Origin of the sequence: Methylobacterium sp. E-016 (genome assembly GCF_022829745.1) — a bacterium.
Taxonomy (GTDB): Bacteria; Pseudomonadota; Alphaproteobacteria; order Rhizobiales; family Beijerinckiaceae; genus Methylobacterium.
In genome coordinates, this window is record NZ_JAKSYF010000138.1 from 112395 (window position 1) to 128169 (window position 15775).

The following is a 15775-nucleotide window of genomic DNA, read 5'->3' on the forward strand; positions in this document are numbered from 1 at the left end:
CGTCACGAACGGCGTGGTCTGCGTCACCGGCCCGGAACTGACGGCGGACGAGTGGGCGGCGCGGCATGTCACAGGGCATTAAAGAAGGTGATACTCTCAAATTCGACAAGGCGCTCCTGCTGCATCTTGTTCGACAGCGTCGGTTTGGCGGTTATCGATTTTGCGCAGCTCGGTAGCAATGTCCTGCAGGCTGGTGTCGCCCTTGCGCAGCACCTGATCTGCCCCGGACAGACGGTCACGCTCGGCCGCGGTGACGTCGCGAGCGCTTAACACTACTACCGGCACCTCGGTACAGCCGGGCAAATCCCGGAGCCGATCGAGGAACGAGAACCCGTCCATCACTGGCATGGTCAGATCGAGCAGCACGAGGCGTGGCACGCCGTGCCGGACCTGTTCGAGCGCCTCGCAGCCGTTCCCAGCCTCGCGGACGGTCCAGCCGTTGCGCTCAAGCACCGTCCGGAGCCGGTGGCGCATATCAGCATCGTCGTCGACCACGAGCACGTCGCCGTCGGCCGCCCGGAACTGGTCAAGGATCGTCCGGAGGCGCGCCCAGTCCACCGGCTTCGGTACCGCCTCAACCGCACCGAGCGAGGCGCTCAGCGCCGCGTCGGCAACGAAGCTGACCATCACCACGGGAATGCCTGCAGTCTCCGGGTCTGCCTTCAGGGCGGCTAGCACCGACCAGCCGTCCATCTCGGGCATCATCACGTCGAGTAGGATCGCGCGTGGCTTGAGCGACTTGGCGAGGTCGAGCCCAGTGCGCCCGTCCCCCGCAGTGCGGACAGCGAAGCGTTGGCGTTCGAGGAACCGGGTCATCAGCTCGCGCTGGTTGGCCTCGTCGTCGATGACCAGCACGAGGTCGCCCACCGTTATCTGGTTCTCGGGAGCCGCCGGTGCCGCCTCAACGACCTGCTCGGGGGCCGCCGCCGGGATGCGGAGGGTGAAGCTCGTCCCCTCGCCCTCGACGCTGTCGACGGTGATGTCGCCGCCGAGCAACTGGGCGAAGGCGCGGCTTAGAGCCAGTCCGAGGCCGGTGCCGCCATAGTTGCGTGTGGTGCTCTCGTCGGCCTGAGTAAACCGCTCGAACAGGCGCCCGACCTGCTCCGGGCTCATGCCGATGCCAGTGTCCTGCACCGTGAAACGGAGCCAGTCGCCGGTCACGTTGACCTCCCGGGCCGCCGTCAGCGTGATGGTGCCGCCCTCGGTGAACTTGGCCGCGTTCGACAGAAGATTGAACACGCACTGGCGCAGCTTGGTCGCGTCCGTGCGCGCCCGGCCTACGTCATCGACCACGTCCAACGCGAGGACGTTGCCCTTCTTGGCGACCAGCGCCTCCACCGTACCGGCGGCGTCCGTGACGAAGGTGGTGACGTCGATGTCCTCGGGGTAGAGTTCCATCTTCTCGGCCTCGACCTTGGACAGGTCGAGCACGTCGTTGATCAGCCCGAGCAGGTGCTGGGCGTTCGACTTGATCTTGCCGAGATCCTTGAGGAGGCTGTCCTGGCCGAGTTCCTCCGCCTCCTCCTCGAGCATCTCGGAATAGCCGATCACCGCGGATAGCGGCGTGCGCAACTCGTGGCTCATGTTGGCTAGGAACCGGCTCTTGGCCCGGCTATGCTCCTCGGCAGCCTCTTTCGCGGCCTCGGCCCGAGCATTAGCAGCGGTCAATTCCGATTGGTTGCTAACAAGGGTGCGGTTCGCACCGTCAAGGCGCTCCAGCGTCGCCTCGTTCTGCACAACGGACCGACGCAGCGAGTCGCAGATCCAGATCATGACGGCGCCAATCAACACGTACTGACACAGGAGCGAGACATCGACACCGTCGAGGCTCCCGTCGCGCGTGTAGAACCAAGTGGCGATCAGCGTGGAGAGCGTGAGAACCAACGTTCCGGCCCCCCGGCCGAAGGCGAGGCTTACCGCCAACAGAACGGGGATGTAGAGGAGGAAGGGAGCGATATAGGCCGGCGCTAGGAAGCGCACGAACGTCATGAACGTGACGAGCAGCAACGGTACGCCGTAGCGAATGCCCGGCGATGGGCGGTGTCGGGCGATGGTTCCGATCAGTCTATGCAAGCTGCTCATCGCGGAGGAGTGTCACGACTTGTCCGTATCGCAAAGCCATTGCATCGACGGCACGAAAATCGAGCGGGCTCATGTGGACCGCCACGCGATGGTCCTATGCTATCTGATTGGGTCTAAACGCTGTTGGACCAAACCCATCCGCATCGTTGAGCGCCAAAGCCAGGAGCCGGAGCGCGGCGGCTATCGCGTGGTGCAAGGCGGATCAGGTTCGTGGCAGACAACATGAAGCTTGTGGATTGGCGCTTCAGCTCGCCATGGCCCGCATCTCGGACGCACCTTCACGAAGCACGTAGCCGCGGCCCCAGACGGTCTCGATGTAGTTCTTGCCCCCGCTGGCGTTGGCGAGCTTCTTCCGCATTTTGCAGATGAACACGTCGATGATCTTCACCTCTGGCTCGTCCATGCCGCCGTAGAGATGGTTAAGGAACATCTCCTTGGTGATCGCCGTCCCTTTCCGCAGAGCAAGGAGTTCCAGCATCTGGTACTCCCTGGTCGTGAGATTGATCGAGGTTCCAGCGACCTTGACGAACTTTTTGTCAATGTTGATCGTGAGATCATCGACCGTGACCACGGCTTCGGCATGCCCTTGTGAGCGCCGAACAATCGCCTGGATGCGGGCCACGAGCTCGTCCTTGTGGAACGGCTTGGTAAGGTAGTCGTCGGCGCCAAAGCCAAGACCCTTCACCTTGTCCTCGATGCTGGCCATGCCCGACAGGATCAGGATCGGGGTCTTGACCTTGGCGAGGCGAAGGCTGCGCAGCACTTCGTAGCCCGACATGTCAGGCAGGTTCAGGTCGAGCAGGATGATGTCGTAATCGTAGAGCTTTCCGAGATCGATTCCTTCCTCACCGAGATCGGTGACGAAGGGGTTGAGCCCGGCCGTCTTGAGCATGAACGTGATGCTCTGGGCCACCACCGTATCGTCCTCGATCAGCAGAACCCGCATCGCCCGTCCCCATGAGTGTTAACATCGCCTAGCCCAAGATCGTTAACAGATTGCTGTACTATCGATGGCAGCAGATTCCGGCGCAGTAACTGCAGGATGGCGACTTGTTATTTTGGCGGACGTCGTCTATGACAAAAGGTATTATTTGGCAGGTTGGAGATGTAATTTATGGTGGATGAAACAATGGTGGCTGAAGACGACGATGTGATCGCGATGATGGCTGGCATCGTTTCAGCCTATGTCTCGAACAATCACATCCAGGCTAGCGAGTTGCCGAGCTTGATCGGCAGCGTCCATGCCGCCTTGAGCCACCTCGGCGGTGACGAGCCCGCTGCATCGCCCGAGCCCGAGAAACTAACGCCCGCCCAAATCCGCAAGTCGATCACCCCGGATGCGATCATCAGCTTCGAGGACGGCAAGGGCTACAAGACGATGCGGCGGCACCTGACCCTGCGTGGCCTGACAGCGGAGGCCTATCGCGCCAAGTGGGGCTTGCCCGCCGACTACCCGATGGTGACCACGAGCTACTCGGCCAAGCGCTCCGAACTCGCCAAGAGCCTCGGTCTGGGGCAGTTGCGACGCAAGGCGGCATCAGAGGCGGCCGGCAACAACCCTGACGAAGCGTGAGCTTGCTGGCTTTCTGCTCGAGACAGCCCGAGCTCGACCGCGTCACGGTTTATTCGTTGCCGGATCGTCTGGCGGATCGTCTGGCTAGAGGTGCTGCAGCGCCCCAGCAACAAGGTTAACGAAGCGTTTCCGTTCACGCCTTGTTCCCGTTGTGGAAAACCCGCGGACCAGTCAGTTTGGCCCTTGAAACGGGGCACGTCATGCACATTCGAGCCGGGGAGCGGCTGCGCCTTACACTGTGGGGCGCGGGGAGCCGCGCTATGGTCAGCCTCAACACCTTCGCGGTAACCCAGCCCGCGCTGGAGGGGTTCGATCCAACGGAGGATGGCTTCCACCACGACGTCACATCGTGGCTGCACGACGGCTTCAACACCTTGACGATCGTACTCATCGGGCCGCCGGGCGAGGTCCCGTTCCGCATGGTGGTCCAGCATGGCGACCACGCCGAGCACGTGCTCGACGAAGCTGACTTTCTCCCGCTGGCGACACCCTGGCGGCTGTGGACGCTACGCATCGAGCGGGCCTCGGTACCGAGCCAGCATCTCTCCGGCCTTCATCACACCGACCTGGAGCCGGTGGCCGGCAATCAGATCATGCCTGGTGCTGCTGGTGGCGGCATGTCCCTACGCATCGACCAGACCAGGGCTCCGGCGTCGTTGGTGAGCATGGCCACACCGGTCCAGCCCTCGAGGATCGCCTCGGCGAGAAACCTTCCTTGAGCGATCGCCTGATCCCCCGAGTTCGCCTCGATCCGAATGCGCTGCGTCTCGATACGCCCGCCACCCTCGCGGGGACGACGCAGGACCCGAAGTTCGAACTCGGAGGTGGGCACGCCTGCAAGCTGTGGCATCACGCAATTCGTAAAACGATTTGTTTCGCAAGGACATAGTCAAACAGACGTGGCCGGAGCTCTTTTTGAACCTTTAGAGCTCTTTTTCTTGAGAAACGCGCTGAACCGGGATCGATCGTCTCTCTGCCGTAGCTCGGGCCGATCTCACATCGTGACGGTATGAGGACAAGATCGCGTGCCTATCGCTCAGCGCCAGCTCGCCGCATCAATCCGCACCGCGCTGCATATCGCTGACCGCGATGCGATCGCGGCCTTCGTCCTGGATGCGGGTACGGTGTTTGCGCCCCACAATCCGTTCGCGCGAACCAGCGTCGGCGCACAGCGCCAAGTTTGGACTGGGTATCAGCGCGAGTTCTACTTCTCGAACATCGCTTCTCTCGGGCTGATGTGTCTGCTGAAAGCCCTGCAGTCCCGTCCCGATGACGAGGCGGTGGTCCAGGAGATCCTGCACGCCGATGGCTGCCGTGCCTATGTGTATCACCCAGGCGACGGCTGTCGGATCATCGGTGCCGTACTGCATGCCAGGGGGACTGGAGTCCTGCCGGCAATCAAGCCGCTTCCACGGGGTGGCCGACGGGGCAGGCGGCAGGGATCGGCTCTTCAGCTCGACCTGTTCGCGGTCGGGTAGGGCCCGCGGAACAGATCCCCCATAGCCCGACGGCGGAACAAGGTGCACCAGCGTCGGCGTTTATGCTCCGGGCGGTCGTGGTTGATGTGGCAGCGTTGGCAGAAGGCCACGAGGTTACGGTCGAGGTTGTTGGCGGTGTCGTGATCGCGGTGTACCGCGGCCAGCATGACCCGCGTCGTACGGATGAGGCCGAGATCCTCGATGGTTGGGAGGCTGCGCAGCGGACGGCCCTGCCCATCGCGCCAGGCGCCAATACCGGCGTCCCAGCAGCGCCCATCACCGAGATGGTAGACGGTCTGCCCGTGCGGCCGGCCGCAGCCCTCACAAGCACCGCCTGCCCGCCCGAAGCGGATCGTGGCCGAGAGTTGCGGCCAGTCGATCGGGTAGAAGAAGCGGTGCTCCCGGCGGATCGGCATCGCTCGATCAATCCTTAGCCCAAACTGTCAGCGAATAAGCTCGACCGCGATACCAAGCGTGTCGGGTAGCTCGGTCCAGGCACGATCGGTGGTCAAGGCTGTCGCTCCCCGCTGCCGAGCGAGTGCAAGACAGGCACGGTCGCCGAGCGACAGTCCAAGGTTCTTGGTCATCGGCCGCAGTATACCGGCCGCACGCGCTTGCGTGTCGTCGAATGGCTCGACCCGGAGGTGCAAGCCACCGATCGCCTGGGCGATACGCACTTCCGCACCGCCGGCATCCGCCAGCTTGGCGTAGACCTCGGAGAGATTGACCGCACTGACCCAGGCCCGCGGCAAGCTCGCGATCACCCGCTCCGCACCATGTTCCCCCTTGAGCAGGCACAGCAGGGCCGACGCGTCGAGAACGAAGAGCTCACTCACGCTCGGCCTCGATCCGCCGTTCCGCCACAAGCTCGTCGGCAAGATCGACCTCGTTGGGTACGAACTCGCGTACGATCTCCTGCGCCAAGCGAACTGCGGATGAAAGCGACCGGACGTGGAGCCCATCCTCACCCAGTTCAAGCACAACGGTATCCCCGGTATCGATACCGAGCTTGCGCCGGAAGGCAGCCGGAATAATCAGCTTGCCACCATCAATGATCTTGACCGCCTGCGATGCCATGGCCTCGTCGCCTATCCGTACCGATTTTAAGAATCATACCTACGGCATCATAGTTTGCCAACTGCGATGATGTGGTGAGCGATAAATTCCGGCCGTGCTGATGGTTTACGTCTAGGCCATGTCCTCAGTGCCTTGCGGTAAAACGGGTCGTTACGAGCCAGTTGGTCTCGGCCTCCATAAACCGAGCGCTGAAGCGTCACATATTCAAGCCACGTGCACATTGATGGATTTTAGATGATGTGACGGTTTGTGATACACATCCTGGGGGATCGATCGTTTCGTGCATGTCTGTCACGCAATCGCTCTTTTGCGTGATAGACACGAACGGGGGAGCACCGCAGCTCGGTGGCTCCCGGACCCTTGATTGTCATACCGCCTCACGACGCGTGGCCCGTCACGCCCGCACAGGATCACCACCCCATGCTGCTCGGCTACATGCGCGTGTCCAAAGCTGACGGCTAGCAGACCACCGACCTGCAGCGCGACGCGCTCCTCGCCGCCGGCGTCGAAGTCGATCGCTTCTACGAGGATCACGCGTCAGGCAAACGCGACAGCCGCCCCGGTCTCGACGCCTGCCTCAAGGCGCTCCGTGAAGGCGACACCCTCGCGATCTGGAAACTCGATCGCCTCGGTCGCGACCTGCGCCACCTCGTCAACACCGTACACGATCTCACCAAGCGTGGGATCGGGCTCAAGGTGCTGACCGGGCAGGGGGCCAACATCGACACCACCACCGCCAATGGCCGGCTGGTGTTTGGGATCTTTGCAGCGTTGGCGGAATTCGAGCGCGAGCTGATCATCGAGCGCACCAAGGCTGGCCTTGCCTCAGCGCGCGCTAGAGGGCGCAATGGTGGCCGCAAGCCGAAGATGACGCCCGCCAAGCTTCGCCTCGCACAGGCTGCAATGGGTCAGCCCGAGACTAAGGTCGCGGACCTCTGCATGGAACTCGGGATCACCCGTCAGACCCTCTACCGACACGTCGATTCTAAAGGGGTCTTCAGAGCCGACGCCCTTAAGATCCTCGGACAAAAGGCTGACTGATCAACGTCAATGCGGGAGGGAATTGACGACATAAGAATACCGGGTAGCGTTTTCCGACACGGATGGGGCTGTTTTAGGCCCTTGGTGTGTGGCTCATATCAAGCGCCAAGAAAACGGTCGAATACCGGACGCCTCTAAGTTATGCACCCTGCGCAGATGTTGCCTCCGCGAGGCGTGCCGGTTAAGGGTGCAGCTTGGAATGACTGGGTTGGGTGGTTTGCAATCCGTCGGCTTCAGAGCGGAAACTGCCTTAAAGCCAACATTGTCCAAGCGAGTTTACCAGCCTCAATCATGCGCCAAACCATCGCGTCATAGCTTGGCCAATAGTCGCCGCGTCGGGCGTGGTGTCACCTGCCCAGGCGACGATCCCGTCGGGTCGCACGAGCACGGCCTGCAAGCCCAGCCGGTCCCGCACGTCCCCCGCCACATAATCGATCCTTACCGCTCCTCGATCTGCTAGCGCCCGAAGCGGCGAACTGGGAACGAAGTCCAGGAGCAAGCCCCGGCCTTCGCGCAACAGGCTGCTGGCCCTCCGCCCGTCGCTCAGGAGGAAATCGGGAACGCTACACCCCACCAGCAGATGACTGTCGCCGAGATCGTAGCGGATTGAGACGCCCCATACGCGCTCGGCGAAGTAGGTTGCGCCGTCTAGCGTCTCGATCAGGTCGCGGATGATGGCTTCAAGCGCGCGCGAACCTCGGCTCGGCCGCATCAGCGCGACCTGGGCCCGCGACCAGTCGAGGACGCGTGCACCGACCGGATACCGTTCGTGCTCATAGCTGTCGAGTAGGTCCGCCGGCGCATCACCGCGGATCGTGGATGCCAGCTTCCAGCCCAGGTTCATCGCATCGCCGAGCCCGAGGTTGAGGCCCTGCCCACCCAGCGGCGAATGAATGTGCGCAGCGTCACCGGCTAGCAGCACGCGGCCGTTGCGATACGCGCTCGCCTGAAAGGCGCGGTCAGTCCAGGTGGTGGCGAGTTCGAGCTTGGTCACGGTGACATCGACACCCGAGATCCTGCGCATGACCGCCTCGACGTGTTCGCGCGTGATCGGGGTGGAGCGATGGAATGCGCCCCCGTCGAAATCGGCCATCGCGATCGTGCCTGGCGGCGTAAACAGGTACATGCCCTGCGCGGTGTAGTGGCGGCCTGGTTTAAGCGCGTCCGCACCGGCAAGCTCGGCCTGGACGGAGTAGCCTGTGAACTCAGGTTCGGTGCCGACGAAGCGGATTCCTGCCGCCTTGCGCACTGCGCTGCGGGCGCCATCGCAGCCAACGAGCCAACGACCTCGGAACGCTTGACCGTCTACCTGGACGACAACACCCTCATCCGTCTCAGCGAAGCCTTCGACACCCCTGCCGCGTTGGATCTCAACGCCTGACGCCTCCGCGCGCGCGGCCAGTACGGCTTCGATGCTCGCCATATCCGCAGCCAAGTTGCTGACTGGGCTGGGAAGGCGATGTGGCCAGCGCGCAGTATCGATCTGGTCGTGAAAAAACTGAATGCCGGCAAAATGGCCGCCTGGACGGCGCGGCTGCTTCATCCAATGCGCTGTCCCCGGCGTGGCACGGCTGGCCGCGTGGGCTTCGATCTCGCCCAACAGACCGCGTCGGTCGAAGCTCTCGATAGTCGGGACCGACAGTCCCCGCAGCCCGAAGGGAGCACGTTTCAGGGGTGAGGACGGATTGTGCACTTGTTCGAGGACTAGGACAGAGCAGCCGACTAGCGACAACTCGCAGGCGAGGAATAGGCCGACAGGGCCCCCTCCAGCGATAATCGTATCATAGAGCGTCGTTGATGCGGGCATTGTTGAGCTCCGATGTCGATGTTCGACCGGAGCGTTTCCCGAACCTGAGACCCGCACGGACGAACAGCCGGACGCGCTTAAGCGTCCTTCGTTCGTCGTGGGGATCTACGGCACGGAGCCAAAGACCAAAGCTTTCGTTACCGAAAGGACTTGGGCTTACCAAACCAAGTCTGCCTTTTCCGACACCGCAACGATAGCGCGCCGGTGAACGCGACGCAACGGCAAAGCTGCGCCGGTCGAAGCATCATGACTTCAGTAGGGTCCGCTTTTGCGTATTGTGTCGAGTTCACCCACAGTCTGACTTGGGTCGCTAGCGGGAAGGCCGCTCAAAGTGGTTTCCTGTCTGTCCGCTTACGAGCGCGAAAGCATCGAAGCGGACTTTGTGGCCTCGCCCCATCACGCCCTTTCCCAGACGTCAAACGTCTCGACCGATTGCGTTCATCATTGCCCGGAAGCTGAAGGACGACTCTTCGTCAGCGACGGAGCTGAATGCCCCCCTTCGCTCTGGCTCGCCGCTGGCGCGACGCCTCTCCATTCCTGGCCAGATTGCTTCGGTTGCAGTAGCGTCCTTTCATGCTCAGGTCGCTCGACTTTCTCCGGCGAACGGCAGTCCCTTCGACTGTCATCGCTGGCTGCGACGAACACATCACCCTCCTCGGTGGGGGCGTCGATTACGCCAAGCCCTGGCACTGGCACGACGGCCTAATGCTGCTGCTGCCCTGCCTCGGCGTTTTGAACCTCAAGCACGAAGCGCAGCGGGACGGCATGTGGGTGTCCCAGGATCGCTTCGCCGTTATCCCCGCCTCGCACCCGCACGACACTTCAGCGCTCCGATCCAACCAGACCCACGTCGCCGTGTATCTTCGAGATGAGGCATTTCAGCAGATCGAGAGGCAACTCGGTTCGCTCAGCCGCGTCCGAGCCCTGATCCGAAGCAGCTCGATGTTCCCGGTCAATCCAGATATCCGCGCCCTCCGGGCGCTGTGCTGCGATGAGACCGGCGATACAATCGGTCAGACAGCCGTCCGCGCCCATCTCTCGGCCGCACTGATCATCCGCTGCCTGACCGCGATAGAGAGGGGTCAGCCGCTCGGTGCTGGCTCACGCGAGGCGCACATCATGATCGACGAGGTGAAGGCGTTCATCGCACAGCGCGCTGACCAAACCTTGTCGATCGATTTGCTATCGGAACGCTTCAACGTCTCCCGTCGACACATCACACGCCTGTTCCGAGAGCGAACCGGGCTGTCGATCGGCGCGTACCAACAGAGCGTGCGCCTCGCCGAAGCGCGGCGGCTGTTGCAGACCACCGATCTGCTGATCGACGAGGTCGCGTTTCGGGTTGGGTTCGAGAGCGGATCAGCTATGGCGCGGGCGCTCCGACGCCGAGACGGGCTGGCACCACGCGATGTCCGCGCACGATCCACCGCGATGGCCCGGACGGTCGCGCAATAAGGCCCGGACGGTCGCGCGGGCGCAGGACGGCTCCGCCATAACCAACCGCACTTCCTGAACCGGCACCGAGTTCGGTCAGGGAACCGCGGCAGTGGGTTCATGGTCATGGCAGGCGTCGAGGTCGTCAACGTCTTTACCTGCAAGAACGCAGGCGGCAATCCATGCCCGGTCGTCATGGACGCAGCTGGGCTCGACCCTGCGGCGATGCAGGAGGTCGCCCGCCAGCACGGGCATGAGAGCGGGTTTATTCTGCCCGCCGAAGACGATACGCACGACTTCCGTTTCCGCTTCTTCGTACCCAATCACGAGATGGAGATGTGCGCCCACGCCACGGTCGGCGCGCTTTGGGTGCTGGCCAAACACGGACGGCTGCCGGCATCGCCCGTCCGCATTGCGACCGCCAGCGGTTCGGTCGCTGGCTTCGTGTTCGCGGCCGAAAGCGGTACGGTCTCCGTTGAGATCACGCAGCCGGCGGGTCGGGCGGTACCGCTGTCTCCAGACCAGGCCGGCAACGTGCTTGCGGCGCTCGGCGTGGGCCGCGAGAACCTTGCGGACCTGCCCCTGCACAACGCCGTTACCTCACGTGTGAAGACCCTCGTGCCGATGCGCGACCCTGAGAGGCTGCACGCGCTCGTTGCGGACCCCGTGGCTGTCGAGGCTGTCTGCCGTCGGATCGGCTCGACCGGTCTGTACCCCTACGCCATCGTGGACGGCGAGGCGCGCGTTTTCGAAGCGCGGCAGTTCCCGCGTTCATCAGGCTATCCGGAGGATGCTGCCACCGGCATTGCCGCCGCCGCGCTCGCCTTCGGCCTGCTTCACGATCGCACCATCGCCGCCAACGACCGCCCGATCCGCGTCTACCAGGGGCGAGCGATGGGCAGCTTGTCCGAGATCACGGTGCGCCTCGGCTTCGCGGGCGACCGGGCGATCGGCTGCCTGCTGGGCGGGGCGGTCGCTCCGATGACGGACTTAGCTCGAGCGGTCGCAAAGGTTGGACGCTAATGAGCGACGCCGTCCTCTCCCGCCTGCGAGCAGCCGGCCTGACGCTGCCCGATCCGTCCCGACCCGCAGCCAACTATGTGTCGTTCACGCGCGCCGAGCCGCTTCTCTTCATCACCGGTCAGACGCCCGTGCTGCGCGGCGAGCTGCAATATCTCGGCGTCGTCGGCGAAGACGTCTTAATCGAACAGGCGCAGGCCGCTGCTCGCCTGTGCGCGCTCAACATCCTGGCCCAAGTCCACACGGCCCTCGACGGGGACCTCGACCGAGCGCACTGCCTGCGCCTCGGCGGTTTCGTCCGCTGCCGCGCAGACTTTACGCAGCAGCCGTTAGTCCTGAATGGCGCGTCGGATCTGATCCTCCTTGCCCTCGGCGAGAACGGTCGCCATGCGCGCACGGCAGTTGGCACGAACGCGCTACCGCGCGGCGTGCCGGTCGAGGTCGAAGCCGTCTTCACGGTGGTCTGACCCGCCAGATCTCGCGATCACGCACCCGCCCAGCTCACCCGAACGCCGCACGAACCCGGCGGGACCGAGCCATCCAGCTGAGGAGAAGACACACATGTTTAGAGGTGGACGTGCGGCCCTTGTCGCAGTGATCACGTTCGTCGGGGTCGCGACCTCGATGCCGGCCACGGCGGAGGAGCTGACCGGTACGCTGAGGAAGATCAAGGAGACCGGCCGCATCACGCTCGGTTTCCGCGATGCCTCGGTGCCGTTCTCGTTCCTCGACGCGGATCAGAAGCCCATCGGGTACGCGATGGATATCTGCCACGCCATCGTCGATGCGGTGAAGGAAAAGCTTGATATGCCAGGATTGGAGGTCCGGCTGAATGGAGTAACTTCCGCCACGCGTATCCCACTAATTGCGAATGGAACGATTGATCTGGAGTGCGGCTCGACGACCAACACTGCAGAGCGTCACAACCAAGTCGCCTTTGCCAACACCGACTTCCTGACTGCGACGCGCTACGTGTCGAAGCGGTCGGCCGGGCTGCACACGATCGAGGACTTGAAGGGCCAGACCGTCGTCTCGACTTCAGGCACAATCAACCTGCGGCAGATCAACGAAGCGAATACGGCGCGCAAGCTCGGGCTGACGATCCTGCCAGCAGTCGATCACGCTGAGGCGTTCCTGATGGTGCAGACCGGCCGGGCCGTCGCGTTCGTGATGGACGACGTGCTTCTAGCCGCGCTGGTGGCAGCTTCGCGCGACCCATCGGGCTTCGAGATATCGACCGAGGCGCTGTCGCACCCTGAACCCTATGGGATCATGCTGCGCAAAGACGACCTAGCGTTCAAGGCGGTCGCGAATGCAGCGACGGCTAAACTCTACACCGGTCTCGGCGGCCGGGCCTTGTACGATCGTTGGTTCACGCAGCCGATCCCGCCGTACAGCATCAACCTGAACCTACCGATGAGCAAGGCGCTGCAGAGGGCTTATTCTCATCCGAGCGATAGCTTTGACCCGAGCGCGTACTAGCGGCCAAGCCAGGCCGTACGATCAGACGAACGGCCGCTTCGGAGCAAGCTCACTGTCACCGCAGCGTCTCGGTTGGGTCGCAAGCCGAATGGCCGCTTGGGGTGGATATCTGCCCGTCTGCTTCCGCTCGAACATGTAGCGGAAGCAGACGTTCGAGGGTTCGTGTCAGGCCGCCGCCCAGGCGACCGCATCAGCGCCGGCCGGCAGGCGCATCGGGCAAGCCGGGTCAGTTGCCGCGCGCCAGACCGCCGCGGCCACGTCCGAGGCCCGGGTCAGCTCGTCCGGCGCCTGCTGGAGGTTCGCGAAGACCCTTCCTGCCAGATCGCCGTAGGCCTCGGGCACATCCATCCCCATCCGGGTGCGGGCGTTGGCCCCGAACGCGGTCCCCGGCGATCGGCCGGGAATGACGAGATGGGCGCGCACGCCGAATGGTACGAGCTCGTGGGCGAGGGACTCGGTGAAGGCGTTCACCGCCGCCTTGCTCGCGGTATAGACCGCCAGTAACGGCAGCGGCCGCAGGGTCACGCTCGACGTCACGTTGACGATCACCCCCGCGCCCCGTTCCCGGAACTGCGGCACCACGGCCTGGGTCATGGCGATGGTGCCGAGGGTGTTCGTCTCGAACACCTCCCGAGCGGACTCCATCGACAGGCCCTCCAGGGCGTTCAGCAGCCCGACGCCCGCGTTGTTCACCAGGACATCGAGCGGCCCGGCCTCCGCGAATGCCCGGGCGATGCTGCCGGCGTCGGTCACATCGAGCGGCAGGACGGTGAGGCGGTCGGACTCCGGGAGCAGGGCCGCCTGAGGCATGCGCATCGTGGCGACGACCCGCCACCCGCGGTCGAGAAACAGACGTGCCGTCTCCAGGCCGAAGCCGGATGAGCAGCCGGTGATGAGGATCGTGTTCATAGGACCTCCCGTGTGACGCACCACGGGGTGATAGGAGTGCTCTGCCGGACGTGATACCGGCACACGTCCGTATTTCATTGGCGAGCGTCCGAAATGGTCGATCCGCTCACCCAGGTCGTTGGGTTGCTACGGCCCAGCGCCTCGTTCTCCAAGTTGGTCCTGGCCGGCGGCGCCTGGACCGTGCGGCGCGACGACCACGGCCAGCCGTTCTACGCCGCGGTGCTGGAGGGCGCGTGTCGCCTTTTGATCGACGGCGAGGCGGAGATCATCCTTGCGGCCGGCGACTTCGTGCTGATCCCCGCCGCCAGCGCCTTCGCCGCCTCCAGCCTCGTTGCGCCGTCGGCGGGGCTGGCACTGCCGCCCGTCGAGGTTGGCCCCGGCGTGTTCCGGCTCGGCCCTTCCGAGGTGCCGCCCGACCTGCGCATGCTGGTGGGGCACTGCACTTTCGCCTCCGACGATGTGGACCTGCTTCTGTCGCTCCTGCCTCGGTTCGTCCATGTGCGCGGCGTCGGGCGATTGGCGATGCTGCTCGGCCTTGTGAACGAGGAGACGCGGGCGGACAGGCTCGGCCGCGAGGTGGTCCTGGCGCGGCTTCTGGAGGTGCTGCTGATCGAGGCCCTCCGGTCCACCGCGGGTCCGACGGCGCCTTCGGGCCTCCTGCGCGGGCTCGCCGACGAGCGCGTGGCCGCCGCGCTGCGCCGGATGCACGAGCGACCGACCGTTCCCTGGACGGTCGGTGCCCTGGCCCGCGAGGCGGGACTGTCGCGCTCGACATTCTTCGAACGGTTCCGGCGTGAGGTCGGCGTCGCGCCGATGGCGTATCTCCTGGCGTGGCGCATCGCGCTGGCAAAGGATCTGCTTGGTCGCGAGAGAGCAGGCGTGGCGGAGGTGGCCGAGCGCGTGGGCTACGGGTCTGCCAGCACCTTCAGCACCGCCTTCGCTCGTCATGTCGGCAGACCGCCGATCCACTACGCCCGCGAGCAGCGCGCCCAATCCCCCAGCCCTACGCCTCTGAACGTTTGAGAAGGGTGGTGAACAGTCCGATCGGTTTTGGGTCGTATCAAGCGGGAAGCCGCCGTCGCCCGCTGGTGGCCGCGCCCCAAAGCGGCGGGCACTGCTTGGGGCGAGGCCGGAGCCTTGCCGTTCAAGTCGGTCGCCGCGAGAGAGGGGAACGCTCAGGCGGTTGCCGTCCCTTGGTCGACGAGTGCGGCAGCGAAGTCGCGGTAGCTGTGCAACGGGCGGCCGAGGATGCCGGTCAGCCGCTCGCGGTCGCCCACCTGCGGGATCATGCCGTCGCTGACGTAGCGTTCGGCCATCAGACGCATCTCGTAGGCCATCCACTTTGGCATGAACGTCGCCATGTTCCCCTCAAACCCGCTCGGATCGTCGCCGCCATAGACGACCGGGCGGCCGAGAACCTCAGTCCAGATCGAAGCGAGGTCCGCGCCGGTGAGCGTGTCGGGACCGACGACGTTGATGGTCTCGATTGGAAGCTTGCCCGACGCTTGGTCGCGGCGGATCAGTTCGATCGCAGCGACCTCGGCGATATCGCGTGCATCGACCATGGCGACGCCCTTCGACCCGATCGGCATGGGGTAGACGTTGTAGTTCATGATCACGTCCTTGATCATGACCTCGTTGTCGATGAAGTAGCTCGGGCGCAGGATCGTGGCGCTGAAGCCCATCGCCTCCAGCATGCGCTCGGCCCCGAACTTCACCGCGAAGTGCGGAACGTTGACGGCGCGGTCGGCATCGAACACCGACAGGTAGACGACCCGTTCGATGCCTGCGGCGCGCGCGGCGTTCAGGGCGATGATCGCCTGGGTGAACTCGTCACCCGTCACCGCATTCAGTAGAAACAGCGTGCGGACC

Annotated in this window: 17 protein-coding genes; 9 read left to right on the forward strand and 8 right to left on the reverse strand. The window is 64.1% G+C overall.

The annotated features are described in order from the left end of the window. Window positions 1-96: 96 nt before the first annotated feature. Both MKK68_RS20540 and ctrA read right to left on the reverse strand, forming a co-directional pair. A complete protein-coding gene (locus MKK68_RS20540; RefSeq protein ID WP_244032722.1) occupies window positions 97-2007 on the reverse strand; it encodes a hybrid sensor histidine kinase/response regulator in 1911 nt (636 codons plus the stop codon). Window positions 2008-2326: 319 nt separating this feature from the next. Next, the gene (gene ctrA, locus MKK68_RS20545; RefSeq protein ID WP_244032724.1) at window positions 2327-3028 is read right to left on the reverse strand and encodes a response regulator transcription factor CtrA; all 702 of its coding nucleotides are present in this window, start codon (window positions 3026-3028) and stop codon (window positions 2327-2329) included. 183 nt (window positions 3029-3211) lie between these two features. On the opposite strand from ctrA, the gene MKK68_RS20550 reads away from it, so the two are divergent. The 3 genes from MKK68_RS20550 (at window position 3212) to MKK68_RS20560 (ending at window position 5133) form a co-directional block, all read left to right on the forward strand. Beyond that, on the forward strand, window positions 3212-3655 hold the full coding sequence (locus MKK68_RS20550; protein ID WP_244032727.1) for a MucR family transcriptional regulator: 444 nt from the start codon (window positions 3212-3214) through the stop codon (window positions 3653-3655). A gap of 260 nt (window positions 3656-3915) precedes the next feature. After that, complete coding sequence (locus MKK68_RS20555; RefSeq protein WP_244032728.1) at window positions 3916-4374, forward strand: hypothetical protein; 459 nt, start codon at window positions 3916-3918, stop codon at window positions 4372-4374. A 306-nt stretch (window positions 4375-4680) separates the two neighbouring features. After that, a complete protein-coding gene (locus tag MKK68_RS20560; RefSeq protein ID WP_244032729.1) occupies window positions 4681-5133 on the forward strand; it encodes a hypothetical protein in 453 nt (150 codons plus the stop codon). On the opposite strand, the gene MKK68_RS20565 is transcribed toward MKK68_RS20560, so the two are convergent. The 3 genes from MKK68_RS20565 to MKK68_RS20575 are packed head-to-tail and all read right to left on the reverse strand — an operon-like array spanning window position 5106 to window position 6210. Continuing rightward, the gene (locus MKK68_RS20565; protein ID WP_244032731.1) at window positions 5106-5549 is read right to left on the reverse strand and encodes a hypothetical protein; all 444 of its coding nucleotides are present in this window, start codon (window positions 5547-5549) and stop codon (window positions 5106-5108) included. The two genes, MKK68_RS20560 and MKK68_RS20565, sit on opposite strands and share 28 nt — an antisense overlap. A gap of 27 nt (window positions 5550-5576) precedes the next feature. Next, window positions 5577-5969: a type II toxin-antitoxin system VapC family toxin gene (locus tag MKK68_RS20570; RefSeq protein ID WP_244032733.1), complete on the reverse strand. Its 393-nt coding sequence runs from the start codon at window positions 5967-5969 to the stop codon at window positions 5577-5579. Continuing rightward, on the reverse strand, window positions 5962-6210 hold the full coding sequence (locus tag MKK68_RS20575; protein ID WP_244032735.1) for an AbrB/MazE/SpoVT family DNA-binding domain-containing protein: 249 nt from the start codon (window positions 6208-6210) through the stop codon (window positions 5962-5964). Before MKK68_RS20575 ends, MKK68_RS20570 begins: the two co-directional genes overlap by 8 nt. 474 nt (window positions 6211-6684) lie before the next feature. Here MKK68_RS20575 and MKK68_RS20580 point away from each other — a divergent pair, with 474 nt between their 5' ends. After that, the gene (locus MKK68_RS20580) at window positions 6685-7251 is read left to right on the forward strand and encodes a recombinase family protein (protein ID WP_244032767.1); all 567 of its coding nucleotides are present in this window, start codon (window positions 6685-6687) and stop codon (window positions 7249-7251) included. A gap of 289 nt (window positions 7252-7540) precedes the next feature. On the opposite strand, the gene MKK68_RS20585 is transcribed toward MKK68_RS20580, so the two are convergent. After that, on the reverse strand, window positions 7541-9058 hold the full coding sequence (locus tag MKK68_RS20585) for an FAD-dependent monooxygenase (RefSeq protein WP_244032738.1): 1518 nt from the start codon (window positions 9056-9058) through the stop codon (window positions 7541-7543). A 705-nt stretch (window positions 9059-9763) separates the two neighbouring features. Between MKK68_RS20585 and MKK68_RS20590 the strand changes: the two genes are divergently transcribed. The 4 genes from MKK68_RS20590 (at window position 9764) to MKK68_RS20605 (ending at window position 12994) form a co-directional block, all read left to right on the forward strand. Next, complete coding sequence (locus MKK68_RS20590) at window positions 9764-10513, forward strand: helix-turn-helix domain-containing protein (protein WP_244032741.1); 750 nt, start codon at window positions 9764-9766, stop codon at window positions 10511-10513. A gap of 105 nt (window positions 10514-10618) precedes the next feature. Next, a complete protein-coding gene (locus tag MKK68_RS20595) occupies window positions 10619-11515 on the forward strand; it encodes a PhzF family phenazine biosynthesis protein (protein WP_244032746.1) in 897 nt (298 codons plus the stop codon). Continuing rightward, window positions 11515-11979: a RidA family protein gene (locus MKK68_RS20600; protein ID WP_244032747.1), complete on the forward strand. Its 465-nt coding sequence runs from the start codon at window positions 11515-11517 to the stop codon at window positions 11977-11979. Before MKK68_RS20595 ends, MKK68_RS20600 begins: the two co-directional genes overlap by 1 nt. Window positions 11980-12136: 157 nt before the next feature. Further along, window positions 12137-12994 (forward strand): amino acid ABC transporter substrate-binding protein, encoded by an 858-nt coding sequence (locus tag MKK68_RS20605; protein ID WP_244032769.1) that lies wholly within the window; start codon window positions 12137-12139, stop codon window positions 12992-12994. Window positions 12995-13159: 165 nt separating this feature from the next. On the opposite strand, the gene MKK68_RS20610 is transcribed toward MKK68_RS20605, so the two are convergent. Continuing rightward, entirely contained in the window at window positions 13160-13903 is a 744-nt protein-coding gene (locus MKK68_RS20610) for an SDR family oxidoreductase (RefSeq protein ID WP_244032749.1), read from the reverse strand. A gap of 93 nt (window positions 13904-13996) precedes the next feature. Between MKK68_RS20610 and MKK68_RS20615 the strand changes: the two genes are divergently transcribed. Next, window positions 13997-14926 carry an AraC family transcriptional regulator gene (locus MKK68_RS20615; protein ID WP_244032751.1) on the forward strand — a complete coding sequence of 310 codons (930 nt, stop codon included), beginning with the start codon at window positions 13997-13999 and terminating at the stop codon, window positions 14924-14926. Between the two features lie 152 nt (window positions 14927-15078). Here MKK68_RS20615 and MKK68_RS20620 read toward each other — a convergent pair. After that, on the reverse strand, window positions 15079-15775 hold a 697-nt coding region (locus MKK68_RS20620), incomplete at its 5' end, for an NmrA family NAD(P)-binding protein (protein ID WP_244032753.1).

Coding starts and splice junctions, on each gene's coding strand:
- MKK68_RS20600 (WP_244032747.1), top strand. CDS start 11,515: ATGAGCGACGCCGTCCTCTCCCGCCTGCGAGCAGCCGGCCTGACGCTG.
- MKK68_RS20565 (WP_244032731.1), bottom strand. CDS start 5,549: ATGCCGATCCGCCGGGAGCACCGCTTCTTCTACCCGATCGACTGGCCG.
- MKK68_RS20595 (WP_244032746.1), top strand. CDS start 10,619: ATGGCAGGCGTCGAGGTCGTCAACGTCTTTACCTGCAAGAACGCAGGC.
- MKK68_RS20615 (WP_244032751.1), top strand. CDS start 13,997: ATGGTCGATCCGCTCACCCAGGTCGTTGGGTTGCTACGGCCCAGCGCC.
- MKK68_RS20585 (WP_244032738.1), bottom strand. CDS start 9,058: ATGCCCGCATCAACGACGCTCTATGATACGATTATCGCTGGAGGGGGC.
- MKK68_RS20575 (WP_244032735.1), bottom strand. CDS start 6,210: ATGGCATCGCAGGCGGTCAAGATCATTGATGGTGGCAAGCTGATTATT.
- MKK68_RS20555 (WP_244032728.1), top strand. CDS start 3,916: ATGGTCAGCCTCAACACCTTCGCGGTAACCCAGCCCGCGCTGGAGGGG.
- MKK68_RS20605 (WP_244032769.1), top strand. CDS start 12,137: ATGCCGGCCACGGCGGAGGAGCTGACCGGTACGCTGAGGAAGATCAAG.
- MKK68_RS20610 (WP_244032749.1), bottom strand. CDS start 13,903: ATGAACACGATCCTCATCACCGGCTGCTCATCCGGCTTCGGCCTGGAG.
- ctrA (WP_244032724.1), bottom strand. CDS start 3,028: ATGCGGGTTCTGCTGATCGAGGACGATACGGTGGTGGCCCAGAGCATC.
- MKK68_RS20590 (WP_244032741.1), top strand. CDS start 9,764: ATGCTGCTGCTGCCCTGCCTCGGCGTTTTGAACCTCAAGCACGAAGCG.
- MKK68_RS20550 (WP_244032727.1), top strand. CDS start 3,212: ATGGTGGCTGAAGACGACGATGTGATCGCGATGATGGCTGGCATCGTT.